This window comes from Pseudomonas sp. NPDC087029 (genome assembly GCF_044745345.1).
Classification (GTDB): domain Bacteria; phylum Pseudomonadota; class Gammaproteobacteria; order Pseudomonadales; family Pseudomonadaceae; genus Aquipseudomonas; species Aquipseudomonas faucium.
This window is the reverse complement of record NZ_JBIVAB010000003.1, coordinates 199,282-224,959: the sequence shown is the minus strand read 5'-3', so window position 1 is coordinate 224,959 and position 25,678 is coordinate 199,282. Positions and strand designations below refer to the sequence as shown.

Sequence of the window (25,678 nt, the reverse complement as noted above, 5' to 3'; positions counted from 1 at the left end):
CCGGGCGGGCTGCGCAGTGCCTGTTAACCATATATAATCTCGCTTTTTGCTGCCCAGGCAGCCCGCGTTGTGGTTGACGAGAGACATCCATGCCCCTTTATGACTATCAATGTGCTTCCTGCAATCACCAGATGGAGGTGCTGCAGAAGATCAGCGCCGCCCCGCTGACCGATTGCCCGGCCTGTGAAGCGCCGGCATTGAAGAAGCTGCTGTCGGTCCCAGGTTTTCGCCTGAGCGGCAACGGCTGGTACGAAACCGACTTCAAGACCGGGGCAAAAAAGAATCTGGCAGGCGGCGACAAGGCCGACTGAGTTGAATTGCAGTAGCTGGGTCTTGCAGTATTAACCCTCTGGGCAAGGCCTCCACCGAATACACGAATCACGAGAAGCGAAACCACCATCATGATGCGCAGCCATTATTGCGGCCAACTGAACGAGAGCCTGGACGGCCAGGAAGTCACCCTTTGCGGCTGGGTCCATCGTCGCCGCGACCACGGCGGGGTGATCTTCCTCGACATCCGTGACCGCGAGGGCATGGCCCAGGTCGTGTTCGACCCGGACCGCGCCGAAACCTTCGCCGCCGCCGACCGCGTGCGCAGCGAGTACGTCGTGCAGATCACCGGCAAGGTGCGCAAGCGCCCCGATGGTGCTGTCAACGCCAACATGGCCTCCGGTGCCATCGAGATTCTCGGCTACCAGCTGAACGTGCTCAACGAAGCGGAAACCCCGCCGTTCCCGCTCAACGAATACTCCGACGTCGGTGAGGAAACTCGCCTGCGCTACCGCTTCATCGACCTGCGTCGCCCGGAAATGGCCGACAAGCTGCGCCTGCGCTCGCGCATCACCAGCAGCATCCGCCGCTTCCTCGACGAAAACGGCTTCCTCGACGTCGAAACGCCGATCCTGACCCGTGCAACGCCGGAAGGCGCGCGCGACTACCTGGTGCCGAGCCGTACCCACGCGGGCAGCTTCTTCGCCCTGCCGCAGTCGCCGCAGCTGTTCAAGCAGCTGCTGATGGTCGCCGGCTTCGACCGCTACTATCAGATCGCCAAGTGCTTCCGTGACGAAGACCTGCGTGCCGATCGCCAGCCGGAATTCACCCAGATCGACATCGAGACCAGCTTCCTCGATGAAAGCGAGATCATGGGCCTGACCGAAAGCATGATCCGCAAGCTGTTCAAGGAAGTGCTGGACCTGGAGTTCGGCGAATTCCCGCACATGACTTTCGAAGAAGCCATGCGCCGCTACGGCTCCGACAAGCCGGACCTGCGCATTCCGCTGGAGCTGGTGGACGTTGCCGATCAGCTCAAGGACGTCGACTTCAAGGTGTTCGCAGGCCCTGCCAACGATCCGAAGTGCCGCGTCACCGCGCTGCGCCTGCCGGGCGGCGCCAGCATGCCGCGCAGCAAGATCGACGAGTACACCAAGTTCGTCGGCATCTACGGTGCCAAGGGCCTGGCCTACATCAAGGTCAACGAGCGCGCCAAGGGTGTCGAAGGCCTGCAGTCGCCGATCGTCAAGAACATCCCTGAGGCCAACCTCAACAACATCCTCGACCGCGTTGGCGCCGTAGACGGAGACATCGTGTTCTTCGGTGCCGACAAGTTCAAGGTCGTCAGCGAAGCGCTGGGCGCGCTGCGTATCCGCCTCGGCCACGACTTCGAGCTGCTGACCTGCGAGTGGGCGCCGATGTGGGTCGTCGACTTCCCGATGTTCGAAGAGAACGAAGACGGCAGCTTCACTGCCCTGCACCACCCGTTCACCGCACCCAAGTGCAGCCCGCAAGAGCTCGAGGCCAACCCGGCCACGGCCCTGTCCCGTGCCTACGACATGGTGCTCAACGGCACCGAGCTGGGCGGCGGTTCGATCCGTATCCACCGTAAAGAGATGCAGCAGGCAGTATTCCGCCTGCTGGGCATCGAGGCGGCGGAACAGGAAGAGAAGTTCGGCTTCCTGCTCGATGCGCTGAAGTTCGGTGCACCGCCCCACGGTGGCCTGGCCTTTGGCCTGGACCGCCTGGTCATGCTGATGACCGGCGCCCAGTCGATCCGTGAAGTGATCGCCTTCCCGAAAACCCAGAGCGCTGCGTGCGTCATGACCCAGGCCCCAGGCATGGTCGACGCCAAGGCCCTGCGTGAGCTGCACATCCGCCTGCGCGAACAGACCAAGGTCGAGTAAGCGGACCTCGGGCGCATCCACATGGATGCGCCTTTGCGTTACGGCGCAGGAATTTGTCGTTGCGCCCCGTTCGGGGCGTAACTGTTTGTGTTTCAAGGATTTGGAGTTGTTATGGCTGGTCATTCCAAGTGGGCGAACATCAAGCACCGCAAAGAGCGCCAGGATGCCAAGAGAGGCAAGATCTTCACCAAGTGGATCCGTGAGCTGACCGTTGCCGCCAAGCAGGGCGGTGGCGATCCGGCCTCCAACCCGCGCCTGCGCCTGGCGCTGGACAAGGCCCTGGGCGCCAACATGAGCCGCGACATCATCGATCGCGCCGTGGCCCGGGGTGCTGGCACCAACGAAAGCGACAACGTCGAAGAGCTGAGCTACGAAGGCTACGGCCCGGGCGGCGTGGCGATCATGGTCGAGGCCATGACCGACAACCGCAACCGTACCGCCGCTGCCGTGCGCCATGCCTTCACCAAATGTGGCGGTAACCTCGGTACCGATGGTTCGGTGGCTTACCTGTTCGAGCGCAAGGGGCAGATCAGCTTTGCACCGGGCGTTGACGAAGATGCGTTGATGGAAGCGGCGATGGAAGCCGATGCCGACGACGTGGTCGCCAACGAAGACGGCTCGTTCGAGGTGTTCACCTCGTTCAACAGCTTCTATGCCGTGCGCAATGCGCTGGAAGAGGCGGGCTTCAAGGCCGCCGACGCCGAGATCGTCATGCAGCCGACCACCAGCGCCGAGCTGGACCAGGAAGGTGCCGAGAAGGTGCTCAAGCTGATCGACATGCTCGAAGACTTGGACGACGTGCAAAACGTCTACTCCAATGCGCAGATTTCCGACGAGATCATGGAAAAACTCGGCTAAGGTGTCGCCAGCACGATTGTAATTGGGGCTGCTGTGCAGCCCATCGCCGGCAAGCCGGCTCCCACAATGACTTGTGGGAGCCGGCTTGCCGGCGATGGGGCGTGCAGCGGCCCCAATGGCCTTGAATCGAGCTCCGGCTTTAAAGCATCTCCCTATACGACAGGCGTTATGACTCTGATTCTTGGTATCGACCCCGGCTCGCGCATCACCGGTTATGGCGTGGTGCGCCAGACCGCGCGTGGTTGCGAGTACGTGGCGTCGGGCTGTATCCGCACCGGTGCCGGCGAGTTGCACGAGCGCTTGCAGATCGTTTTTCGCGGTGTCAGCGAAATCATACGCACCCATGAGCCGGTCACCATGGGCATCGAACGGGTGTTCATGGCCCGCAACGCCGACTCCGCGCTCAAGCTCGGCCAGGCGCGCGGTGCGGCCATCGTCGCCGCCGCCGAGGCTGGCCTGGAAATCGCCGAGTACAGCGCAAGCCAGGTCAAGCAGGCCGTCGCCGGCAGCGGTGGCGCCAACAAGGAGCAGGTGATGCTGATGGTCATGCACCTGCTCAAGCTCACCCAGAAACCACAGATCGACGCCTCCGACGCCCTGGCCATCGCCCTGTGCCATGCCCATACCCGCTCCAGCCTGGTGCCCCACGGCCTGGCCACGGCGCGGCGACGCGGCGGGCGCTTGCGTCTGTAGCGCACTTCATGCGCTGATACATTTTTTGTCCGGGTGGCGCGTTCACCCGTTGCATTTGCTGATAGGGTTGACCGGTCTTTGACCGGCCCCGAGAGGAAGGATCGGAACGTGATTGGACGTTTGCGCGGCACCCTGGCGGAAAAGCAGCCGCCACACCTGGTTATCGACGTCAACGGCGTTGGCTACGAGCTCGAAGTGCCCATGACCACCCTGTATCGCCTGCCCAAGGTCGGCGAAACCGTGACCGTGCACACCCATCTGGTGGTGCGCGAGGATGCCCACCTGCTGTACGGCTTCCATGAAAAGCGCGAGCGCGAACTGTTCCGTGAGCTGATCCGGCTCAATGGCGTCGGCCCGAAGCTGGCGCTGGCGCTGATGTCGGGCCTCGAGGCCGACGAACTGGTGCGTTGCGTGCAGGCCCAGGACACTTCGGCGCTGGTGCGTGTGCCTGGCGTGGGCAAGAAGACCGCCGAGCGCCTGCTGGTCGAGCTCAAGGACCGTTTCAAGGCCTGGGAAACCTCCCCGGCCATGTTCACCCTGGTGTCCGATGGCCCGGTGCCGGTCAGCAGCGCCTCCACGGCCGAGGCCGACGCCGTCAGCGCCCTGGTATCCCTGGGCTACAAGCCCCAGGAAGCGAGCAAGGCGGTGGCTGCGATCAAGGACAAGGCCGGCATGAGCAGTGAAGACCTGATCCGCAGCAGCCTCAAAGGGATGATCGCCAAGTGATCGAAGCCGACCGCCTGATCGCCGCCAGTGGCCGCGACCGTGAAGAAGTCCAGGACCGTGCGATCCGCCCGTTGCGCCTGGATGATTACATCGGCCAGCCGGTGGTGCGCGAGCAGATGGCGCTGTTCATCCAGGCCGCGCGCGGTCGCCACGAGTCACTCGACCACACCCTGATCTTCGGCCCGCCCGGGTTGGGCAAGACCACCCTGGCCAACATCATCGCCCAGGAGATGGGCGTGTCGGTCAAGAGCACCTCCGGGCCGATCCTGGAGCGCCCGGGCGACCTGGCCGCCATGCTGACCAACCTCGAACCCCACGATGTGCTGTTCATCGATGAGATCCACCGGCTCTCGCCGGTGGTCGAAGAGGTGCTGTACCCGGCCATGGAAGACTTCCAGCTCGACATCATGATCGGCGAAGGGCCGGCGGCGCGCTCGATCAAGCTCGACCTGCCACCGTTCACCCTGGTCGGTGCCACCACCCGCGCCGGCATGCTCACCAACCCATTGCGCGACCGCTTCGGCATCGTCCAGCGCCTGGAGTTCTACAGCGACAAGGACCTGGCGACCATCGTCAGCCGTTCGGCCGGCATTCTCGGCCTGGCCATCGAGGACCAGGGCGCCTATGAGATCGCCCGCCGCGCCCGGGGCACGCCGCGTATCGCCAACCGCCTGCTGCGCCGTGTGCGCGACTATGCCGAAGTGCGCGGCAAGGGGCAGATCACCAAGGCGGTGGCCGACATGGCGCTGAACCTGCTGGATGTCGACGAGCGCGGTTTCGATCATTCCGACCGGCGCCTGCTGTTGACCATGATCGAGAAGTTCGACGGCGGCCCGGTGGGGGTCGACAACCTGGCGGCGGCGATCAGCGAAGAGCGTCACACCATCGAGGATGTGCTCGAGCCGTACCTGATCCAGCAAGGCTATATCATGCGCACGCCGCGTGGCCGTGTGGTCACCCGGCATGCCTACCTGCACTTTGGCCTGAATGTTCCGGGGCGCCTGGGCGATGGCGCAGGTTTTTCCGAAGCAGGCGATGAATGACAGATCGAAACCCGCTTTTCGTGGTCCTACCGCTGGCATGCCACGGGTGCACTGGCAATACGACATTAATGATTGAAAAACAGTTGCCGCAGCGGATTGGCAAGCTGAGGAGTAAGCACTAGAGTATGCGCGCGCAAAATGGCCTTGAACCTTTCGCACACCGTTGTCGCGTCTATTACGAAGATACCGATGCCGGTGGCGTGGTGTATTACGTCAACTACCTGAAATTCATGGAGCGCGCGCGTACCGAGCGGCTGCGGCACCTGGGCTTTTCCCAGCAGCAACTGGCCGGGGAGAACCTGTTGTTCGTGGTCCACTCCAGCGAAGCGCGCTATCACGCGCCGGCGCGCCTGGACGATGAACTCCGGGTGACCGCGCAAGTACTTGAACTCAATCGCGCCAGCCTGCGTTTCGTGCAGCAGGTCTGGCGAGAAAAGGATGAAACGCTGCTCTGCGAAGGGCAGTTCCTGGTGGCCGCCGTACGCGCCGACACTTTCAAACCCCGAGCCATACCCCCGGAGCTGCGCGACGCCTTTGTGGCAGACGGCTCGGGTACTCAATCGAACGCAGGAGAATAAGCGTGGAAGCTAACGTCGTCGACCATACCTCCATGTGGAGTCTGGTCAGCAATGCCAGCGTGGTGGTACAGCTGGTAATGCTGACCCTGGTGGCCGCCTCGGTCACTTCATGGATCATGATCTTTCAGCGCAGCACCATGCTGCGCGCCGGTCGTCGTGCGCTGGATGCCTTCGAGGAACGCTTCTGGTCGGGTATCGACCTGTCCAAGCTGTACCGTCAGGCAGGCAGCAACCCGGACCCGGATTCGGGTGTGGAGCAGGTCTTCCGTGCCGGCTTCAAGGAATTCTCGCGCCTGCGCCAGCAGCCGGGCGTCGACCCTGATGCCGTCATGGAAGGTGTTGGCCGTGCCATGCGCGTGGCCATCTCGCGCGAGGAAGAAAAGCTCGAGCAAAGCCTGCCGTTCCTGGCCACCGTCGGTTCCACCAGCCCGTACATCGGCCTGTTCGGTACCGTCTGGGGCATCATGAACTCCTTCCGCGGCCTGGCCAGCGCCCAGCAGGCCACCCTGGCCACCGTTGCACCGGGTATCGCCGAAGCGCTGATCGCCACCGCCATCGGCCTGTTCGCGGCCATCCCTGCGGTCATCGCCTACAACCGTTTCGCTGCTCGCAGCGAAGTGCTGATCGGCCGTTACTACACCTTCGCCGACGAGTTCCAGGCGATCCTGCACCGCAAAGTGCACACCAGCGAAGAGTAATCAGGTAGAAGCCCATGGCCCGAGTTCGCCACAAACGCAAGCCGGTCGCCGAGATGAACGTGGTGCCCTACATCGACGTGATGCTGGTGCTGCTGGTCATCTTCATGGTGACGGCCCCCATGCTCAACCAGGGCGTGAAGGTCGACCTGCCCAAGGTTTCCAGCGAAGCCTTGCCGCAGGACAACAACGTCCAGATCCTCACCATTTCGATCAAGGCCGACAAGACCTACTACTGGAACCTTGGCAGCGAAGTCGATACCGACAAACAGATGGACAAGGCCATGACCTTGCCCGATATGACCAGCGCGGTGACCAAGATCATCGCTGCCGGTCGCGACCAGGGCAAGCAGACCCAGGTCTTCATTCGTGGCGACAAGGCTGTCGACTACGGCGCGGTCATGGGTGCCATGGGCGGGTTGCAGAAGGCCGGTGTCGGTAACGTTGGCCTGATTACCGAGGCGCCCTGATGCAACAGCGAGAGCCATCCGCCTCGGAAAGCTACTTCTGGCCCAGTGTCTGGGCCATCGGCCTGCATGTGCTGGTGTTCGCGCTGCTGTTCGTCAGTTTTGCCATGACGCCAGAGCTGCCGCCTTCCAAGCCGATCGTTCAGGCTACTCTGTACCAGCTCAAGTCCAAGAGCCAGGCGACCACCCAGACCAATCAGAAGATTGCCGGGGAGGCGAAGAAAACCGCCTCGCGCCAGACCGAAGTCGAGCAGCTGGAGCAGAAGAAGGTAGAGCAGGAGGCCGTCAAGGCCGCGGAACAAAAGAAAGCCGACGCCGCTCAAAAGGCCGAGGAAGCCCGCGAAGCCGCCGAGGCGAAAAAGGCCGAAGAGGCCGCCAAGGCCGCCGAAGCCAAGAAAGCCGCGGAGTCCAAGAAGGCCGAGGAGGCGAAGAAGGCCGCCGAGAAGCAGCAGGCCGACATCGCCAAGAAGAAGGCTGAAGAAGAGGCCAAGAAACAGGCCGAGGAAGAAGCCAAGAAACAAGCTGCCGAGGAAGCCAAGAAAAAGGCCGCCGAGGACGCGAAGAAGAAAGCAGCCGAGGACGCCAAGAAGAAAGCCGCGGCGGCCGAGGAAGCGAAGAAGAAGGCAGCTGAAGAGGCCAAGAAAAAGGCCGCTGCAGACGCCCAGAAGAAAAAGGCACAGGAAGCGGCCCGCAAGGCGGCGGAAGACAAGAAAGCCCAGGCCCTGGCCGAGCTCTTGTCCGACACCACCGAACGGCAGCAGGCCCTGGCCGACGAGCAGGGTGACCAGGTGGCCGGCGACTTCGACGACCTGATCCGCATGCGCGCGGCCGAGGGCTGGGCACGACCGCCTTCCGCGCGCAAGGGCATGACGGTGACCCTGCAGGTAAGCATGTTGCCGGACGGCACCATCACCGGTGTCAGCGTGACCCGTTCCAGTGGTGACGGTCCGTTTGACAGTTCGGCGGTGGCTGCGGTCAAGAACATTGGTCGCCTGACTGAAATGCAGGGTATGAAACCGAGCGATTTCAATCGTTATCGTTCGTTCAAGATGACATTTACACCTGAGGATCTAGCGTTGTGATTAAACTCCTTCGAGGAATGCTGGTCATGCTCTGCTGCGTGGCTGGCATGGCCATGGCAGAGGAAAAGAACATCCTGGTCACCAGCGGCAGCGATCGGGCCACGCCCATCGCGGTAGTGCCGTTCGGTCTGCAGGGTGGCAGCGTACTGCCGGAAGACATGGCCGACATCATCGGCAACGACCTGCGCAACTCGGGCTACTATTCGCCGATTCCGCGCCAGAACATGATCAGCCAGCCGACCCAGGCCAGCGAAGTCATCTTCCGTGACTGGAAAGCCCTCGGCGCCCAGTACGTGATGGTCGGCAGCATCGTGCCGTCGGGCGGCCGCCTGCAGGTGCAGTACGCGCTGTTCAACGTCGCCACCGAGCAGCAAGTGCTGACCGGTAGCGTCGCGGGCACCGCTGACCAGCTGCGCGACATGTCGCACTACATCGCCGACCAGTCGTTCGAGAAGCTCACCGGCATCAAGGGTGCGTTCTCCACCCGCATGCTGTACGTGACCGCCGAGCGCTTCTCGACCAACAACACCCGCTACACCCTGCAGCGTTCGGACTACGACGGTGCCCGTGCAGTGACCCTGCTGCAGTCGCGCGAGCCGATCCTGTCGCCGCGTTTCGCCCCGGATGGCAAGCGTATCGCCTATGTCTCGTTCGAGCAGAAGCGCCCACGCATCTTCATCCAGCACATCGATACCGGTCGCCGCGAGCAGGTCACCAACTTCGAGGGCCTGAACGGTGCGCCGGCCTGGTCGCCTGATGGTTCGCGCCTGGCGTTCGTGCTGTCCAAGGACGGCAACCCGGACATCTACGTGATGAACGTGGCTTCGCGCCAGATCAGCCGTGTCACCGCCGGCCCCGGTATCAATACCGAGCCGTTCTGGGGCAAGGATGGCAACACCCTGTACTTCACCTCCGACCGTGGCGGCAAGCCGCAGATCTACAAACAGTCGGTCAGCGGTGGTGGCGCCGAGCGCGTGACGTTCGTGGGCAACTACAACGCCAACCCGAAACTTTCGGCGGATGAAAAGACCCTGGTGATGATCCATCGCCAGCAGGGTTTCACCAACTTCAAAGTGGCGGCACAAGACTTGCAGCGCGGAAGTGTAAAGATTCTGTCTGAAACAAGTCTTGATGAGTCTCCCACTGTTGCGCCAAACGGCACCATGCTAATCTACGCCACCCGCCAGCAGGGCCGGGGAGTCTTGATGCTCGTGTCGCTTAATGGCCGCGTGAGGCTCCCACTTCCTACCGCTCAAGGCGAAGTCAGAGAACCGTCCTGGTCCCCTTACCTGAACTGATTGCGGCGTAATACTTTTGCTTAACACACTGGGGTTTCATTAGGAGTTTCACGATGGAAATGCTGAAGTTTGGTAAATTTGCTGCGCTGGCTCTGGCCATGGCCGTAGCTGTAGGTTGCTCCTCGAAAGGCGGTGACAACGCTGGTGAAGGCGCTGTTGATCCGAACGCTGGTTACGGCGCCAACACCGGTGCTGTTGACGGCTCCCTGAGCGAAGAAGCAGCTCTGCGCGCAATCACCACCTTCTACTTCGAATACGACAGCTCGGACCTGAAGCCAGAAGCCATGCGCGCTCTGGACGTTCACGCCAAGGACCTGAAAGCCAACGGCAACCGCGTTGTTCTGGAAGGCAACACCGACGAGCGCGGCACCCGCGAGTACAACATGGCTCTGGGTGAGCGTCGTGCCAAGGCCGTTCAGCGCTACCTGGTTCTGCAGGGCGTTTCCCCTGCTCAGCTGGAACTGGTTTCCTACGGCGAAGAGCGTCCAGTTGCTACCGGCAACGACGAGCAGTCCTGGGCTCAAAACCGTCGCGTAGAACTGCGTAAGTAAGTTCTCATGCGTATGTGCCGTCGTGCTGTAACCGTCCTCGCACTCAGCCTTCCGCTTTCAGCGTGGGCTGCGGTTCCTGTAGTAGATGACAACGGAGGTGCTTACCCACCTTCGGGTTATGGCACGAGCGGCGCCTATGCCGGGGCAGGGGCTTCGACCCCTGCCTCGGCACAGGGCCAGCTGTTCATGCAGCTGCAACAGATGCAGGATCAGATTTCCCGCCAGCAAGGCATCATCGAAGAGTTGCAGAACGATGTCGCCCGCATGAAGCAGGAGAACCTGGAGCGTTACCAGGATCTGGACCGTCGCATCAACAGTGGTGGCGCGCCTGCCGCGACCCCCGATAATTCCTCCACCGGTGCAGCTCCCGATGCTGCCGCCGGTGCCGCAGCCGGCGCCGCAGGCGCTGCTGCACAACAACCGGCCGCCAACAGCGAGCCGGGCGATCCGGCGAAAGAGAAGCTCTACTACGACGCGGCTTTCGACCTGATCAAGCAGAAGGACTTCGACAAGGCCAGCCAGGCGTTCAATGCCTTCCTGCGCAAGTACCCGAACAGCCAGTACGCCGGCAATGCCCAGTACTGGCTGGGTGAGGTGAACCTGGCCAAGGGTGACCTGCAAGGTGCCAGCCAGGCGTTCGCCCAGGTCAGCCAGAAGTACCCCAAGCACAGCAAGGTACCGGACTCCCTGTACAAGCTGGCCGACGTCGAGCGCCGCATGGGCCACACCGACAAGGTCAAGGGTATCCTGCAGCAAGTCATCACCCAGTACCCCGGCACCTCTGCCGCGCAACTGGCGCAACGCGACCTGCAGAAGCTCTGAGCTGTACCGTTGGAAAGAAACCCGCGCTCGCCGCGGGTTTTTTCGTTAGAATCAGTGCCCTTTTTTCCTAAACACGCTGCTGCGGATAACGCCTTGTCGAGTCCGCTGCAGTGCCTGACGGAGGCGGACAGCCTGTTTAGCTGTCACGCCCGTGGCGATCATGCAAGACACATTACGCATCACCGAAGTCTTTTACTCGTTGCAGGGTGAAACACGAACGGCTGGGCTGCCCACGGTATTCGTGCGCCTGACCGGTTGCCCCCTGCGCTGCCAGTACTGCGACAGTGCCTACGCCTTCAGTGGCGGCACCGTGCGCACCCTCGACTCGATCCTGGAGCAGGTGGCGGGCTTCAAGCCGCGCTACGTCTGCGTCACCGGTGGCGAGCCTTTGGCCCAGCCGAATGCCTTGCCGCTGCTGCAGCGCCTGTGCGATGCCGGCTACGAGGTTTCGCTGGAAACCAGCGGCGCCCTGGATATCTCGGCAACCGACGTGCGCGTCAGCCGCGTGGTCGACCTCAAGACCCCAGGCTCCGAAGAATCCCATCGCAATCTGTACGAGAACATCGAGCACCTGACCCGCAACGACCAGGTCAAGTTCGTCATCTGTTCGCGCGAGGACTACGACTGGGCAGTGTCCAAGCTGATCCAGTACAACCTCGCCGAGCGTGCGGGCGAGGTGCTGTTCTCGCCCAGCCATCACCAGGTGAAGGCCAGCGACCTGGCTGACTGGATCGTAGCCGACAACCTGCCCGTGCGTTTCCAGTTGCAGCTGCACAAGCTGCTGTGGAACGACGAACCCGGACGCTGATAGAGAGTAAGAGCACATGACTGAAAAACGCGCGGTAATCCTGCTGTCTGGCGGCCTCGACTCGGCCACCGTGGTTGCCATGGCCAAGGCCGAAGGCTACAGCTGCTACACCATGAGCTTCGACTACGGCCAGCGCCACCGGGCCGAGCTCAACGCCGCCGCCCGTGTCGCCCGCGACCTGGGCGTGGTCGAGCACAAGGTGATTGGCCTGAACCTCGATGGTATCGGTGGCTCGGCCCTGACCGACACCAGCATCGACGTGCCGGAAGCTCCCGGCGAGGGTATTCCGGTCACTTACGTGCCGGCTCGCAATACCGTGTTCCTGTCCCTGGCCTTGGGCTGGGCTGAAGTGCTGCAAGCGCGCGACATCTTCATCGGTGTCAACGCCGTGGACTACTCCGGCTACCCGGATTGCCGCCCGGAGTTCGTCGAAGCGTTCGAGCGCATGGCCAACCTGGCCACCAAGGCCGGCGTCGAAGGGCAGGGCTTTAGCATCCAGGCGCCGCTGCAGAACCTGAGCAAGGCGCAGATCGTGCAGGCGGGCATGGCCCGGGGTGTCGACTACAGCCTGACCGTTTCCTGCTACCAGGCCGACGACGAAGGCCGTGCCTGTGGCAAGTGCGACAGCTGCCGCCTGCGCGCCGACGGCTTCAAGGCCGCCGGTGTAGCAGACCCAACCCGATATTTTTGAAAAATTTTACGATGGGGTGTTGATTTCCCGTTAGAAATCAGTATTATACGCGCCATCCAACGGGTCGTTAGCTCAGTTGGTAGAGCAGTTGGCTTTTAACCAATTGGTCGTAGGTTCGAATCCTACACGACCCACCATACGCAGTAAGTCAAAGCCCGCTACCGGAAACGGTGGCGGGCTTTTTCGTTTTGCCGATCGTCACCCGTGCAGACGCTGCACAGTCATCCATGAATGCCTCCCTTCTCTGCAGCGGGCCTTTTTTGGCCTGAGCGACTTTAAAGTCTACTTATTAAAAATAATCGAAATCAGCCAAGCTTTTAATTAAGCGTCAGTTTCCGCGCAGGTTTTAATTTAATCGGTTGGAAAAAAGTGGTTGCTCACACGTTTCAGCGCCGGCGTCACACGCTTAGTTGTGTCCGTAAAACTAGTATTTTTAACAGTAGATTCCTCTCGGGTAGTGGCTATGATCTGCTCATGCCTGAATGTTTGAGAGGTGGTTAATTAAAAGAAATATGTCGTTAAGTTTACGTTTCGTTAAAGCGCGTTTTCCATCGGTGACATGAACCTCGCCCGACACTTCAATTGCTCGACTCATCAAAGGCCTGTTTCAGCCTTCTAGCCGCCGCGCAGCCGCCTACGGCAAGCCCGCCCGGCCGGCCCGCTGGGCCGGATCAAATAGTTAGAAGGTATTCAAGCCACGGACGTGCTGTGCGCAGGTATAAAACTTCACAGGAGTGCTATTGATGAACAAGACATATGCAGTTATTTGGAACGTGGCTTCCCAAACCTGGGTGGCGGTGTCGGAGTTAGTGGCGCGTAAACGCGTAAGTTTATCTAGATTAATAATGCTTTCTGTGTTGGTTGCCTTGGCGGGTACTACGGAATCGGCATTGGCCGGTACATGTATGGAATTAGGTCAGATCGGCGATGGATCTGCCGGTACTACTACCTGCGGGGCATTTTCAATTGCAATTGGTGCTGGCAGCGGTGCGACGGCTTCCAACTTCGGTGTCGCCATTGGTGATGCGGCCAACTCGACAGGGGTGAACTCGGTCGCGATAGGCCGGCAAAGCAAGGCGCTCGCCGATGGGTCAACTGCGCTCGGGCAGAACGCAAGCGCCGACATCAACTCGGTGGCTTCGGTAGCGCTCGGGCAGAACAGCCGCGTGACTGCGGCCAATGCCACCGCATTGGGGGATCGAGTGCAGCGGCAGCGGGCGCGCTGTCAATCGGCCGCAACGGCGTAGCAGCAGCGAGCGCCAGCGGTGTCGATGGTATTGCTATCGGTGGGCAGAGCAACGTCAGCGCCACTTCTGCCATCGCCCTCGGCCGAGGCGCCAGAGGCACTGCCAACTTTGGTCTTGCCCTGGGCGATGGGGCCACTGCAAGTACTGTCAACTCTGTTGCTCTGGGCAACGGTGCAACGACCAGAGCGGCGGTCGCCGTCGCTGGCGGCACCGTCAATGGCACCCCATTCACGTTCGCCGGTGCCACCCCAACGGGTGTGGTGAGCATGGGGATTGCAGGCGCCGAGCGGCAGGTGATCAACGTCGCGGCCGGCCAGTTGAGTGCTGCCAGTACCGATGCCATCAACGGCAGCCAGCTGTTCGCCACCAACCAGGCTGTCAATACCCTGGGTGCAACGGTCACCGGCATTGGCTCGACGGTGACCAACCTGGGCACGACAGTTACCAACCTCGGGACCACGGTCACCAACCTGGGCACCAGCTTCAACAACGTGGTCAACAACGGCGCCGGTATCAAGTACTTCCACAGCAACTCGACCTTGGCCGACAGCGACGCCACCGGCGCCGACAGTGTAGCCATTGGGCCGGTTGCCAGCGCCACGGCGGCCAATACCGTCGCGTTGGGCAACGGTGCCACGGCCAGTGATGCCAACTCCGTGGCCCTCGGCAGCGGCGCCACCACGTCTGCGGCAGTCGCAGTGGCGGGAGGCTCGGTCAATGGCACGGCCTACACCTTTGCCGGCGCCGCACCGACCGGTGTGCTCAGCGTCGGCAACGTGGGCGCCGAGCGGCAGGTGACCAATGTCGCGGCCGGCCAGTTGAGCGCTGCCAGCACCGATGCCATCAACGGCAGCCAGCTGTTTGCCACCAATCAGGCAGTCGATGACCTGGGCGCAACCGTCACGGGTATCGACACTCGGGTAGATGGCCTGGACACCACAGTGACCAACCTGGGCAACAGCTTCAACAACGTGGTCAACGGTGGTTCGGGGATCAAGTACTTCCACAGCAACTCGGCCTTGGCCGACAGCAGCGCCACCGGCACCGACAGCGTAGCCATGGGGCCGGTTGCCAGCGCCACGGCGGCCAATACCGTCGCGTTGGGCAACGGTGCCACGGCCAGTGATGCCAACTCCGTGGCCCTGGGCAGCGGCGCCACCACCTCTGCGGCGGTCGCAGTGGCGGGCGGCTCGGTCAATGGCACGGCCTACACCTTTGCCGGTGCCGCGCCGACCGGTGTACTCAGCGTCGGCAGCGTGGGCGCCGAGCGGCAGGTGACCAATGTCGCGGCCGGCCAGTTGAGCGCTGCCAGCACCGACGCCGTCAACGGCAGCCAGCTGTTCGCCACCAACCAGGCTGTCGATGACCTGGGGGCGACAGTCACGGGCCTGGACACCACGGTAAGTGGCCTCGGTACGACGGTGACCAATCTCGGTTCGACAGTGACCAACCTGGGCACCACGGTCACCAACCTGGGCAACAGCTTCGACGACGTGGTCAACAACGGCGCCGGTATCAAATACTTCCACAGCAACTCGACCCTGGCCGACAGCAGCGCCACAGGCGCCGACAGCGTTGCCATGGGGCCGGTTGCCAGCGCCACGGCGGTCAATAGCGTCGCCTTGGGCAATGGTGCCACGGCCAGTGATGCCAACTCCGTGGCCCTCGGCAGCGGTGCCACCACGTCCGCGGCAGTCGCGGTAGCGGGTGGCCTGGTCAATGGCACGGCTTACACTTTTGCCGGCGCAGCGCCGACCGGTGTGCTCAGTGTCGGCAGCGTGGGAGCCGAGCGGCAGTTGACCAATGTCGCGGCTGGCCAGCTGAGCGCTACCAGCACCGATGGGGTCAACGGCAGCCAGCTGTTTGCCACCAATCGGGCAGTCGACGATCTGGGCTTGGCGGTCTCCGGCATGGACACCACTTTGGGTGGGATCGGTTCGACGGTGACTAACCTTGGCAATACGGTGACCAACCTGGGTACCACCGTGACCAACCTTGGAACCACGGTCACCAACCTGGGCAACAGCTTCGACGACGTGGTCAACAACGGCGCCGGTACAAATACTTCCACAGCAACTCGACCCTGGCCGACAGCAGCGCCACCGGCGCCGACAGCGTAGCCATGGGGCCGGTTGCAAGCGCCACGGCGGCCAATAGCGTCGCTTTGGGCAATGGTGCCACGGCCAGCGATGCCAACTCCGTGGCCATCGGCAGTGGCGCTACCACGGCTGCGGCGGTCGCAGTAGCGGGTGGCTCGCTGAACGGCACGGCCTACACCTTTGCCGGCGCCGCACCGACCGGTGTGCTCAGCGTCGGCAGCGTGGGCGCCGAGCGGCAGGTGACCAATGTCGCGGCTGGCCAGCTGAGCGCGGCCAGCACCGATGCGGTCAACGGCAGCCAGCTGTTTGCCACCAACCAGGCCGTCGATGACCTGGGCCTGGCGATGTCCGGCCTGGACACTACCGTGGGTGGGATTGGCAGCACGGTGACCAACCTGGGCAATACCGTCACCAACCTGGGCAACAGCTTCGACAACGTGGTCAACAACGGCGCGGGCATCAAGTACTTCCACAGCAACTCGACCCAGGTGGACAGTGCGGCCACTGGCACCGACAGCCTGGCCGCCGGCCCGGCAGCCGCTGCCTCGGCAACCAACGCGGTGGCCATCGGCAATGGCGCCAACGCCAGCGAGGCCAACTCGGTCGCGATCGGCAGTGGCTCGACCACCGAAGCCGCCGTGCCCGTGCTGGGCGGCATGCTGGATACCCTGCAGTACACCTATGCGGGTGGGGCGCCGGTGGGGGTGTTCAGTATCGGCAGCCTGGGCGCCGAACGGCAGCTCACCCATGTCGCGGCAGGGCGTATCAGCGCCGACAGCACCGATGCCGTCAACGGCAGCCAGTTGTTCGCAACCAACACCAGTGTCGATGGCATGGGCAACTCGGTGCGCAATGTCACCTCGCGCCTGAACATCCTGGAAAACACCGTGAACAGCGGTGGCCCAGGGGCGGCTTCGCCGTACTTCAAAAGCAACTCTACCGCGGCCGCGGCACAGGCGAACGGGGCCGACGCCACGGCCATGGGCGGTGGTGCAGTTGCCGCTGGCGACCAGGCGCTGGCAGCCGGTCATGACGCTGTCGCAAGTGGCGCCAAAGCCATCGCCATGGGCGATGGCGCGCAAGCCCAGGCCGCAGGCAGCGTAGCCCTGGGGGCCGGTGCCAGCGATGGTGGGCGCGGTGCGCAGAGTTATACCGGGAAATATTCCGACGCCAGCAACAACCCGGTGGGGACGGTTTCGATCGGCAATGCAGCCACCGGTGAGACCCGTACCTTGAGCAACCTGGCCGACGGCAAGGAGGCCAATGATGCGGTCAACCTGCGGCAACTCGACGGCGCTGTGGCGCAGTCGAAGCAGTACACCGACAACTCGATCAGCTCGATCAACAACTCGGTGACGGTGGCCGATAACCGTTTGAACGACCTCGAGCAGGGCAAGGCCGGGATGGCCCAGGTCAACAACAGCAAGTCGCGACCGGCGCCCAAAGCCACGGGGGGTGACAGCTTGGCCGCTGGCGCGGGCGCCAGCGCTTCGGGCGACAACGCCAGCGCCATTGGCAATGGTGCTGCTGCCACCGCCAGCAATGCCACGGCGGTTGGCAATGGCGCCACTGCCAGCCATGACAACTCGCTGGCGCTCGGCGCCAACTCCAGCACCAACCGCGCGAACAGTGTGTCGGTCGGCAGTGTCGGTAACGAGCGGCAGGTGACCAACGTCGCGGCGGCTACCAGCGATACCGATGCGGTCAACCTGGGGCAGCTCACCAGCAGCCTGGCCAACATCACCCAGGATGCCAATGCCTACACCGATAGCCGCTTCAGCGAGCTCAAGCACGACCTCAAGCGCCAGGACGATGTACTCAGCGCAGGTATCGCCGGGGCCATGGCCATGGCCAGCCTGCCGCAATCGTACTCCCCGGGTGCGAGCATGGTGGCGCTGGGCGGGGCTGGCTATCGCGGGCAATCGGCTGTCGCGCTGGGCGTTTCGTACCTGTCGGGCAATGGCCGCTGGGTCACCAAGGCGCAGCTCAATACCAACTCGCGCAATGACATGGGCGTGGGCATTGGCGTTGGCTACCAGTTCTGAAGCGACAGCACACGGCGATGGACACCTGGCGGCCAAGCGCCGCCAGGTTCATGAGGAGCATGAATGTGAAACTACCTGCACGCTTTGCGCTGGCCCTGATCGCCCTGGCGGCACTGCCCGGTTGCGATCAGCTTGTTGGCCCGCTTGGTTCCGCCAAGCCCACGCTGCTCACGCAGCACACCACGTCGGTGCCCGCCCTGCCCATCGTGCAGAGTGCGGTCAAGTCGATGGCGCCGAAGCTGGATGCGACGTTCGATGAGTCGGTCATCCAGCGCGTGTGCCTGCTGGCCCGCGGCGAGGTGAGCCAGGAGCAGATCTGGCGAAGCCTGGAGCAGGATGGGCTCAAACCAGGGGCAATCCCTGCCAATGGCCATCCGCTTTCGATGCTGGTCAATGATGACCAGCCCGGCCGCCAGTTGGCGTGCGCCAGTTATGTCGCCGCCAGCGTCTTCACGCCGCTTGATCCGGCCGATTACACCGTCCGGGTGCCAGGCACGGTTGGCAAGGCGAAGGCGGGGGCAACCCCCGACGGCGAGGCCGTGGACAACCAGAAGCTGATGACGCTGCTGGCGGTGAAGATGTCCATCGCACGTGCCAATGCCGAATATTTCGCGCTGATCGCAGGTGCCCTGGAGCGCTATGAAGGCCTGCCCCTGGATGACTACGCGCGGTCGGTGAAATCGATGTTCGGCGCAATGGCCCCGCATTACCTGAAGCGGGTCCAGGCGCTTTACTCGCCTTCGGCCAATGGCTACCGGCTGCTCGCGGTGAACGCCCAGGGCTACCGGTTCATTTCTGATGGCGGTTACGCGTTCACCCTGGACGGCGGCAGTGTGCGCCTGACCTACGAAGGCGTGAACTGGCTCGGCATGGGCGAAATCCTGGGCAAGCGCTACGAGGTCAAGGCGCAGTTGTTTTCAAGCGAGGTGGCCGGCCTTGCGGTTACTCGGCCCACTCAGGATCACCGGTGAACACCACGGTGATCCAGCGATCCGGCCCTTCGCCACCCACGGCGTCGCCAATCTCGTTGCGCAGCGCGTCCCACTCGTCGATGGACTTGGCGCCCATGCTCTTGGGCACGATGAAATACAGCTCGATCTCCCGCGAGCGCCCGACCTTGGCCACGTAGGCCCGGTACGACTGCAACCCGTGCTTGCTGACGAACGCGCGTGATACTTCGTCGACGTGCTGCTTGAGGTCGCCAGGGGTCACCAGGAAGATTTCCGACATGGCCTGGCGCACCACCGACAGTGGCAGCGGGATGATCACCAGGCACACCAGCGCCAGTACCGCCGGGTCGATGTACGGCGACACCCATTCCAGCGAGGTGCCCTGCACCGCATAGCCAAAGCAGAAGGCGATCAGCAAGGCCGCGGTGATGCTGGCCGACATGATCCAGCCCTTGACGTCCATGCGCACGAAGTCGGATTTGAGCTTGCGGTTGGCGCGGTTTTCCACCACGGCGATGGTGGCGCAGGCGATCACCGTCAGCACCGCGTAGATCATCGCGATGCCGAACTCCAGGTGGCGGCCGCCTTCGAGCAGGCTGCTGACGGCGTTGATCAGCGCGTAGATGGCCACGCCGCTGAGCAGGATGCCGTTGAGCGCCAGCACCATCGGCTCCAGGTGCCAGAAGCCCATGGTGAAGCGCTCGCGCAGCTTGCGCGACAGCTGCAGGCTGGTGGCGTGCGAGGTGATCAGCTTGACCACCACCAGCGACAGGCCGCTCATGCTGGCGTCGACCAGCGAGTAGACGCCGTCGAAGACGATCGAGAACGAACCCGAGGCCAGGCCGAAGGCGATGCCGATGGTGGCGATGAACAGGGTGACGGCGATCGAGGTGCGTAAAAGGCCCTGTTCGCTGGTGATGTCGAAGAAGGGTGGTTTGTTGGGGGATTGCATGGGTAGAACTCATTTCAGAAAGTGGGTTGCCTGTGCAGGCCCTATCGAATCCCGCGGGGGTGCCTGTGGGAGCCGGCTTGCCGGCGATAGGGCCATTACAGACTAGACGCGGAACTGTTCCATCAAAGCTTGCTGCTGATTGGCCAAGCGGTTCAAGGCCTGGCTGATCCGCGCGGATTCATCGGCCTGGCCCGACAGCGATTCTGTCACATCGCGGATGCCGGCCACGTTGCGGTTCACTTCTTCGGCCACCGCGCTCTGTTCTTCGGCCGCCGAAGCAATCTGCAGGTTCATGTCACTGATCACCGTCACCGCCTCGCCAATGCGCTGCAGCGCCGGCAGCGCCTGCTCCATGCGCGTTGCACTGGCCTGGGCCTGGCGCTGGCCATCATGCATGGCGCCGACCACATCCTGGGTGCCTTGCTGCAGGCCTTCGATCACCTGGCGAATCTCTTCCACCGACACCTGGGTGCGCTGGGCCAGGCTGCGCACTTCGTCGGCGACCACGGCAAAGCCACGCCCGGCCTCGCCAGCGCGGGCGGCTTCGATCGCGGCGTTGAGCGCCAGCAGGTTGGTCTGCTCGGCAATGGCGCGGATCACCTCCAGGACCGAGCCGATCTGCTCGCTGCGGTTTTCCAGAGCGCGGGCTTCGTCCATGGCGGTGTTCATGCCGGCCGCCAGCTGGTCGATGGCCTGGCGGGTGCTGGCGATCAGTTGCAGGCCTTCGCGGCTGGCCTGGTCGGCGCCCCGCGCTGCCTGGGCCGCTTGCGCGGCATTGTGGGCGACGTCCTGGGCGGTGGCGCTCATCTCGTTGGCGGCGGTGGCCACCTGCTCGATCTCGCGTTGTTGCTGCTGCATGCCGCTGCTGGTCTGGCTGGCGATGGCGGCGGACTGGTCGGCGGTGCCGCGGGCTTCGTGCAGCGAGCCTTTGACCTGGGCAATCACCGGCTGCAGTTTGTCGAGGAAGCGGTTGAACCAGCCGCTGAGCTGGCCCAGTTCGTCGTCGCGGGCGTAGTCCAGGCGACGGGTGAGGTCGCCTTCGCCGCTGGCGATGTCCTTGAGCCGTGCGGCCACGGCGAGGATCGGCCGGGTCACGCCACGGGCAGTCAGCCAGACCAGCAGCAGGCCGACTACCGCCGCGCCCAGGCCGATCAGCAGGCCGGTCAGGTTGGCGCTCTGGTTGTGCGCGTCCAGGCGTTGGTTGAGGGCCACCGCAGGGGCCTGCAGCACGGCCTCTGGCAGTTCCAGCAGCACTTGCCAAGGGGCGGCGTCGGGGATTGGCGAGAACGGCCGGGCCACGCGCAGCACGCCGTTGGCCACGGCCTGGTCCAGCGGCGCGCCGAGCTTGGCGCTGTCGCGGCTGTTGCCGGCGAGCAGGCCGCTGGCGCTGACGATGCTGACCTGGCCCTGGCCGTCGAACAGGTCCTGGCGGCCTTGCAGGCTCAGCTGCTGCAGGTTGTCCAGGCCGATGTCCAGGCCGACCACGCCGACCACCTTGCCGTTCTCCAAAAGCGGCAGGGCAATGCTGGTCATCAGCACCTGGTGGCCATTGACCTCATCCAGGTAGGGCTCGAGCACGCAGGCCCTGGCCGTTTCCAGGGGGCAGGTCAGCCAGCGGTTCTTGGGCGCGCCATTGGTGCCTAGGCTCGCATCGTTGAGCATCGATTCGGGCATGGCTTCCAGCTCCAGGGTGCCGGGGCTGGGTTGCGACCAGTACAGCGAGAAACGCCCGCTTTCGTTGCTGCCGGCGCTGTCCTGGCCGACGAACTGGCTGTCCTGGTGGTCCAGGGCGTTGGGCTGGAACACCAGGTACAGGCCGATCACGTCCGGGTTGCCGGCGAGGCTGGCGTGGGCCTGGCGGGTCAGTTCGGCGCGCAGGTCATTGCCGCCACGCGCCTTCAGCACCTGTGCCAGGCGGGCGAAGCCGTTGGCGTACTGGTAGGCATCCATGAAGTAGCGCTGGATGCGCAGCGCCTGGGTTTCGGCGTGGGCCTGCAGGCGCAGGCGGGCGCTGTGATCGAGCATCTCGCTGTTGGCCTGGCTGACCAGCGCCGCGCTGCTGCGCGCCTGGGTCAGCGAGGTGGCAACCAGCAAGGCGACGATGGCCAGCAGGCACAGGCCCGCGAGCAGGGTGATCTTCCATTGGATGGAGAGGCGACGCAGCGGCATGAGGGCAGTCCTTTTCGATCAAGAACAACGCCCGCATGTCAGCGGGCGTTGTGGGCGGCGTAAGTCATTCGGCAACGTAGTTCGGTGGCGCGGCGGTGAAGGCTTTGGTCAGCCAGGCCAGGTACAGCACGCCAACCAGCGCCCAGACCCCGCCGAACAACAGCGAGTGAGCGTTCAGGTCGAGCCACAGCGACACGATGATGCAGAAGCCGATGGTCGGCAACACCAGGTACTTGAGCTTGTTGGTCCAGCCTTGGCGCTGGCCTTCACGCAGGTAGCAGTGGTTGATCACCGACAGGTTGACGAAGCTGAAGGCCACCAGTGCGCCGAAGTTGATGATCGAGGTGGCGGTCACCAGGTCGAAGAAGATCGCCGACAGCGAGATCAGCCCGACCACCGCGATGTTCAGCACCGGCGTTTTGTAGCGCGAGTGCAGGCGGGCAAAGATGCTGGCCGGAATCACGTTGTCGCGGCCCATCACGTACAAGAGGCGCGAAACGCTGGTCTGCGAGGCCAGGCCCGAGGCGATGGTGTTGATCACGGTGCAGGCGATGAAGATCGACTGGAACAGTTTGCCGCCGACATACAGCGCGATTTCCGGCAGGGCGGCTTCCTGGTCGTGGAAGCGCGTCATGGTCGGGAAGTAGGCCTGGATGAAGTACGACACGGTGATGAACACGCAGCCGCCGATCAGCGCGGTGAGGAAGATCGCCCGCGGAATGGTCTTGCTAGGGTTCTGGGTTTCTTCCGACAGGCAGGTCACGGCGTCGAAGCCCAGGAACGAGAAGCACAGGATGGTGGCCCCGGCGGCCAGTGCGCTGAGCTGGGTCTGGCCGTCGGCAAACGGGATCAGGCTCCAGGTGGTACCCAGGCCTTCGCCCTGGTCCAGGCCGCGCACGCAGAGGTAGATGAACACGGCGATGATCGCCACCTGCACCGCCACGAACAGCAGGTTGAAATGCGCCACCAGGTTGACGCTGCGCATGTTGATCAGGCTGATCAGGGTGACGAAGCCGGCCACCCAGATCCACTCCGGCACTTCAGGGAACATGGCCGACAGGTAGAGCTTGGCCAGCAGGGCGTTGACCATCGGCAGCAGCAGGTAGTCGAGCAGCGACGACCAGCCGACCAGGAAGCCCACGTGCGGGTTGATCGCGCGTTGGGTGTAGGTATAGGCCGACCCCGATTGCGGGAAGCGGCGCACCAGGGTGCCGTAGCTCACGGCGGTGAACAGGATGCCGGCCAGCGCCAGGATGTAGGCGCTGGGCACATGCCCGGAGGTGATGCCGGAGACGATGCCGAAGGTGTCGAACACGGTCATCGGCGTCAGGTAGGCCAGGCCGATGATGATCACGTGCCAGAGGCGCAGGGTTTTACGGAGTTGGCCGTTGCCGGTGGCGCTGTGGTCAGGCTGCATGCTGGCATGGCTCCTGCTGCTGGGCGTGAACGACGGGTGCAGTGGATTGCGCGTGCAGCGCGGGCGAGCGGGTGGGCTCCATGTTGTTCACCTTTTATTGTTGGAGCAGAGGTAGGCGCGGGCGAGGCGCCGTTGTCGAGCTGGCAGAGCCTGGGCTAGGAAGGTGGAGCGTGCGGGCAGGGGCGATGAGGCATCATGACGGCGCGGCTTTTCTTCTTCGTGGAGTGGCGCTGGGCAAGGTGGTGAAAATAAAAAACGATGGCCGGGTGGGTGTCAAGTTAAACATGACAAGATGTTGCCAAACTGAAACATTTATCGGTTAAAAGGCCGATATGTTCGGTTTTTGCGCGGTTTTTTGCGATTTCGATCGATGCGAATGTTCGTAAAATTGAACGAATAGGGCGGTGCTGAACACGGCTGCAAGATGCCGCCGAAACGACCCATTTCGTCGCAGTGGCCATCCTTTCGCCAGGGGTGCGGTGATATCCTTTGCAACCTGCGCGGCCGCCCGGCTGCAAGCCCACCCCATATGGACATCGATCGGTTCAATTCATGAAGAAATCAGTAGGCATCCTTTCCGGCCTGGCCATCGCCATTGCCGTCGCAACCACCGCTGGCGCCTGGTACACCGGCAAGCAGCTTCCTGCCGAGCTGGAACACTCCGTGAGCCTGGGCAATGCCGAGCTGAAAAAGGCCCTGGTCGGCACCGGCGGCAGCGTGACCATCGAGCTGGTCGGGCTCGAGCAGCACTTCTTCACCAGCACCGCGCAGTATCGCGTCAAGGCCAAGGACATCAACGTCGGCCATGGCGAAGCGGTCAACTTCGAGGTCGGCCTCACCGACCAGATCGAACACGGCCCGTTCCCCTGGTCGCGGGTCAAGGCCCTGAAGCTGATGCCGGTGATGGCCACCAGCAACAGCGTGCTGCAAAAAGACGACTTCACCGCGCCCTGGTTCGCCGCCACGGGCGACAAGCCACCGGTGACTGCGCAGGTCAGCCTGGGCTACGGCGGCAGCGTCGACAGCGTCGTCCAGGTGGCCCCGTTCAACTTCAAGGACGGCAACGGCAGCAGCGTCGATTTTTCGGGCATGCACCTGGAAGCTGCGGGCGACCGGGACGGCAAGGCCTCGAAATTCCATGGCGCTGCCGAGCGCTTGGACATCAAGCTGGTAGGCGCTGACCACCCGCCTGCAACCTTCGAGCTGCAAGGCCTGAAGATTGGCGGCAACCTGGCGGCTACCGAGCACGACATGGTCTATGTCGGCAATGTCGACCTGCTGCTGGCCGAGGCCAAGGCCACGCTGGGGCCCAAGCAACAGGTGCTGTTGCTCAAGGGCATCGAGCAGAATGCCCTGCAGACCCTCGATGGCCCGGGCACCGTGGGTGGCCGCGTGGACTACAAGGTGGCGGACATTACCTGGGACGGCCGCGCGGTCGGCAGTGGCCAGCTGGCGGTGAGCATCAAGTCGATCAATGCCCCGGCCCTGCAGGCGTTGTCGCAGTGGTACCAGGCGCACTTGCCGGAGTTCGAGGCGGCTGCCGCCGCTGGCGAGCCCGTGCCGCAAATCCAGATGGACGAGGCCGAGAAGGCCAAGTTCCAGGGCGACCTGCAGCAGTTGCTGGCGTCCAAGCCGCAGGTGGCGGTGGAGAACCTGTCGTTCAAGACGGCCAATGGCGAAAGCCGCTTCAACCTGTCGATGGACTTCGCCAGCCCGACGTCCTTCGACCTGCCGCCCGACCAGCTTGGCAAGCAGCTGATCACCCAGGTCAAGAGCAAGCTCTCGCTGTCCAAGCCGATGATCGGCGACCTGGCGACCCTGCAGGCCTTGCTCGAAGGGCAGACCGACGCCCAGGCGATTGCCATGCAATCCAGCCAGGCCGGTGAGATGGTCGGCATGATGGCGCTGCAGAGCGGCATGGCCACCGTGCAGGGCAACGACGTGGTATCGAGCCTGCACTATGCCGATGGCATGGTCGACTTCAACGGCAAGAAGATGACCGTCGAGGAGTTCGCCATGATCCTGGCGGCGCACTTTGCGGCGATGCAGCCGCAGGGTTGATCTGCAAAGGCCCTATCGCCGGCAAGCCGGCTCCCACAGCAACACCTGCGGGAGCCGGCTTGCCGGCGATAGGGCCCTTCAGGCAACACAAAAACCGCTTTAGAAATCCCTTGATTGTCTGTAGCCTTCGGCGTCCGATAATAATCCGCGCCCGCAGAGGGCCGTGGCGGCATGCCTGCCGTCCGGCCCCCTTAGCCGATCTGCCAGGGCCGGGTGGTACACTCGATTCGACGCGCATGCGCGCCTGCA

The 25,678-nt window shown here is 63.3% G+C and carries 23 protein-coding genes, 1 tRNA gene and 2 pseudogenes; 22 read left to right on the top strand and 4 right to left on the bottom strand.

What is annotated here, in order from left to right:
- The first annotated feature begins 89 nt into the window (after positions 1 to 89).
- The 21 genes and pseudogenes from ACIPG5_RS06880 (at position 90) to ACIPG5_RS06780 (ending at position 18,851) form a co-directional block, all read left to right on the top strand.
- Positions 90 to 311, top strand: a complete 222-nt coding sequence (locus ACIPG5_RS06880; RefSeq protein ID WP_176511589.1) for an FmdB family zinc ribbon protein — start codon at positions 90 to 92, stop codon at positions 309 to 311.
- 90 nt (positions 312 to 401) lie between these two features.
- A complete protein-coding gene (gene aspS / locus ACIPG5_RS06875; RefSeq protein WP_176511590.1) occupies positions 402 to 2,177 on the top strand; it encodes an aspartate--tRNA ligase in 1,776 nt (591 codons plus the stop codon).
- A 111-nt stretch (positions 2,178 to 2,288) separates the two neighbouring features.
- Complete coding sequence (locus ACIPG5_RS06870) at positions 2,289 to 3,035, top strand: YebC/PmpR family DNA-binding transcriptional regulator (RefSeq protein ID WP_012315821.1); 747 nt, start codon at positions 2,289 to 2,291, stop codon at positions 3,033 to 3,035.
- A 168-nt stretch (positions 3,036 to 3,203) separates the two neighbouring features.
- Complete coding sequence (ruvC, locus tag ACIPG5_RS06865) at positions 3,204 to 3,728, top strand: crossover junction endodeoxyribonuclease RuvC (RefSeq protein WP_176511592.1); 525 nt, start codon at positions 3,204 to 3,206, stop codon at positions 3,726 to 3,728.
- A 108-nt stretch (positions 3,729 to 3,836) separates the two neighbouring features.
- Positions 3,837 to 4,454 (top strand): Holliday junction branch migration protein RuvA, encoded by a 618-nt coding sequence (ruvA, locus tag ACIPG5_RS06860; RefSeq protein WP_176511593.1) that lies wholly within the window; start codon positions 3,837 to 3,839, stop codon positions 4,452 to 4,454.
- Positions 4,451 to 5,497, top strand: coding sequence for a Holliday junction branch migration DNA helicase RuvB (gene ruvB, locus ACIPG5_RS06855; RefSeq protein ID WP_176511594.1), 1,047 nt, complete (start codon positions 4,451 to 4,453; stop codon positions 5,495 to 5,497). The genes ruvA and ruvB overlap by 4 nt, the downstream gene beginning before the upstream one ends.
- A 125-nt stretch (positions 5,498 to 5,622) precedes the next feature.
- Positions 5,623 to 6,075 (top strand): tol-pal system-associated acyl-CoA thioesterase, encoded by a 453-nt coding sequence (ybgC, locus tag ACIPG5_RS06850; protein WP_054902638.1) that lies wholly within the window; start codon positions 5,623 to 5,625, stop codon positions 6,073 to 6,075.
- Positions 6,076 to 6,077: 2 nt separating this feature from the next.
- Entirely contained in the window at positions 6,078 to 6,773 is a 696-nt protein-coding gene (gene tolQ / locus ACIPG5_RS06845; protein WP_010952367.1) for a protein TolQ, read from the top strand.
- A 14-nt stretch (positions 6,774 to 6,787) separates the two neighbouring features.
- Positions 6,788 to 7,240: a protein TolR gene (gene tolR, locus ACIPG5_RS06840; RefSeq protein WP_008090221.1), complete on the top strand. Its 453-nt coding sequence runs from the start codon at positions 6,788 to 6,790 to the stop codon at positions 7,238 to 7,240.
- On the top strand, positions 7,240 to 8,319 hold the full coding sequence (gene tolA / locus ACIPG5_RS06835) for a cell envelope integrity protein TolA (RefSeq protein WP_176511595.1): 1,080 nt from the start codon (positions 7,240 to 7,242) through the stop codon (positions 8,317 to 8,319). Before tolR ends, tolA begins: the two co-directional genes overlap by 1 nt.
- Before the next feature lie 26 nt (positions 8,320 to 8,345).
- The gene (gene tolB, locus ACIPG5_RS06830) at positions 8,346 to 9,617 is read left to right on the top strand and encodes a Tol-Pal system beta propeller repeat protein TolB (RefSeq protein ID WP_371871921.1); all 1,272 of its coding nucleotides are present in this window, start codon (positions 8,346 to 8,348) and stop codon (positions 9,615 to 9,617) included.
- A gap of 53 nt (positions 9,618 to 9,670) precedes the next feature.
- Positions 9,671 to 10,168: a peptidoglycan-associated lipoprotein Pal gene (pal, locus tag ACIPG5_RS06825; RefSeq protein ID WP_023381906.1), complete on the top strand. Its 498-nt coding sequence runs from the start codon at positions 9,671 to 9,673 to the stop codon at positions 10,166 to 10,168.
- 6 nt (positions 10,169 to 10,174) lie between these two features.
- Positions 10,175 to 10,990, top strand: a complete 816-nt coding sequence (gene ybgF, locus ACIPG5_RS06820; RefSeq protein WP_176511596.1) for a tol-pal system protein YbgF — start codon at positions 10,175 to 10,177, stop codon at positions 10,988 to 10,990.
- 160 nt (positions 10,991 to 11,150) lie between these two features.
- A complete protein-coding gene (gene queE / locus ACIPG5_RS06815; protein WP_176511597.1) occupies positions 11,151 to 11,798 on the top strand; it encodes a 7-carboxy-7-deazaguanine synthase QueE in 648 nt (215 codons plus the stop codon).
- 16 nt (positions 11,799 to 11,814) lie between these two features.
- Positions 11,815 to 12,489 carry a 7-cyano-7-deazaguanine synthase QueC gene (queC, locus tag ACIPG5_RS06810; RefSeq protein WP_176511598.1) on the top strand — a complete coding sequence of 225 codons (675 nt, stop codon included), beginning with the start codon at positions 11,815 to 11,817 and terminating at the stop codon, positions 12,487 to 12,489.
- Positions 12,490 to 12,550: 61 nt separating this feature from the next.
- Positions 12,551 to 12,626 (top strand) — tRNA-Lys (locus ACIPG5_RS06805).
- 606 nt (positions 12,627 to 13,232) lie between these two features.
- A complete protein-coding gene (locus tag ACIPG5_RS06800) occupies positions 13,233 to 13,736 on the top strand; it encodes an ESPR-type extended signal peptide-containing protein (RefSeq protein ID WP_401373931.1) in 504 nt (167 codons plus the stop codon).
- Positions 13,679 to 13,909 (top strand): annotated as a pseudogene (locus ACIPG5_RS06795) (hypothetical protein); the annotation flags it as partial. The gene ACIPG5_RS06800 and the pseudogene ACIPG5_RS06795, both read left to right, overlap by 58 nt.
- 93 nt (positions 13,910 to 14,002) lie before the next feature.
- Positions 14,003 to 15,856: a YadA family autotransporter adhesin gene (locus ACIPG5_RS06790; RefSeq protein WP_401373929.1), complete on the top strand. Its 1,854-nt coding sequence runs from the start codon at positions 14,003 to 14,005 to the stop codon at positions 15,854 to 15,856.
- A gap of 2 nt (positions 15,857 to 15,858) precedes the next feature.
- Positions 15,859 to 17,880, top strand: coding sequence for a YadA family autotransporter adhesin (locus ACIPG5_RS06785; protein WP_401373927.1), 2,022 nt, complete (start codon positions 15,859 to 15,861; stop codon positions 17,878 to 17,880).
- 59 nt (positions 17,881 to 17,939) lie between these two features.
- A complete protein-coding gene (locus tag ACIPG5_RS06780; protein ID WP_401373925.1) occupies positions 17,940 to 18,851 on the top strand; it encodes a hypothetical protein in 912 nt (303 codons plus the stop codon).
- Here ACIPG5_RS06780 and ACIPG5_RS06775 read toward each other — a convergent pair.
- The 4 genes and pseudogenes from ACIPG5_RS06775 to ACIPG5_RS06760 form a co-directional block, all read right to left on the bottom strand.
- Complete coding sequence (locus tag ACIPG5_RS06775; protein ID WP_176518304.1) at positions 18,823 to 19,782, bottom strand: cation diffusion facilitator family transporter; 960 nt, start codon at positions 19,780 to 19,782, stop codon at positions 18,823 to 18,825. The two genes, ACIPG5_RS06780 and ACIPG5_RS06775, sit on opposite strands and share 29 nt — an antisense overlap.
- 102 nt (positions 19,783 to 19,884) lie before the next feature.
- The gene (locus tag ACIPG5_RS06770; protein WP_373874194.1) at positions 19,885 to 20,640 is read right to left on the bottom strand and encodes a methyl-accepting chemotaxis protein; all 756 of its coding nucleotides are present in this window, start codon (positions 20,638 to 20,640) and stop codon (positions 19,885 to 19,887) included.
- A 102-nt stretch (positions 20,641 to 20,742) separates the two neighbouring features.
- Positions 20,743 to 21,732: pseudogene (locus ACIPG5_RS06765) on the bottom strand (HAMP domain-containing protein); the annotation flags it as partial.
- Positions 21,733 to 22,015: 283 nt separating this feature from the next.
- The gene (locus tag ACIPG5_RS06760; RefSeq protein ID WP_401373923.1) at positions 22,016 to 23,368 is read right to left on the bottom strand and encodes an APC family permease; all 1,353 of its coding nucleotides are present in this window, start codon (positions 23,366 to 23,368) and stop codon (positions 22,016 to 22,018) included.
- 552 nt (positions 23,369 to 23,920) lie between these two features.
- Here ACIPG5_RS06760 and ACIPG5_RS06755 point away from each other — a divergent pair.
- Positions 23,921 to 25,429, top strand: coding sequence for a YdgA family protein (locus ACIPG5_RS06755; RefSeq protein ID WP_401373921.1), 1,509 nt, complete (start codon positions 23,921 to 23,923; stop codon positions 25,427 to 25,429).
- Positions 25,430 to 25,678 lie beyond the last annotated feature (249 nt).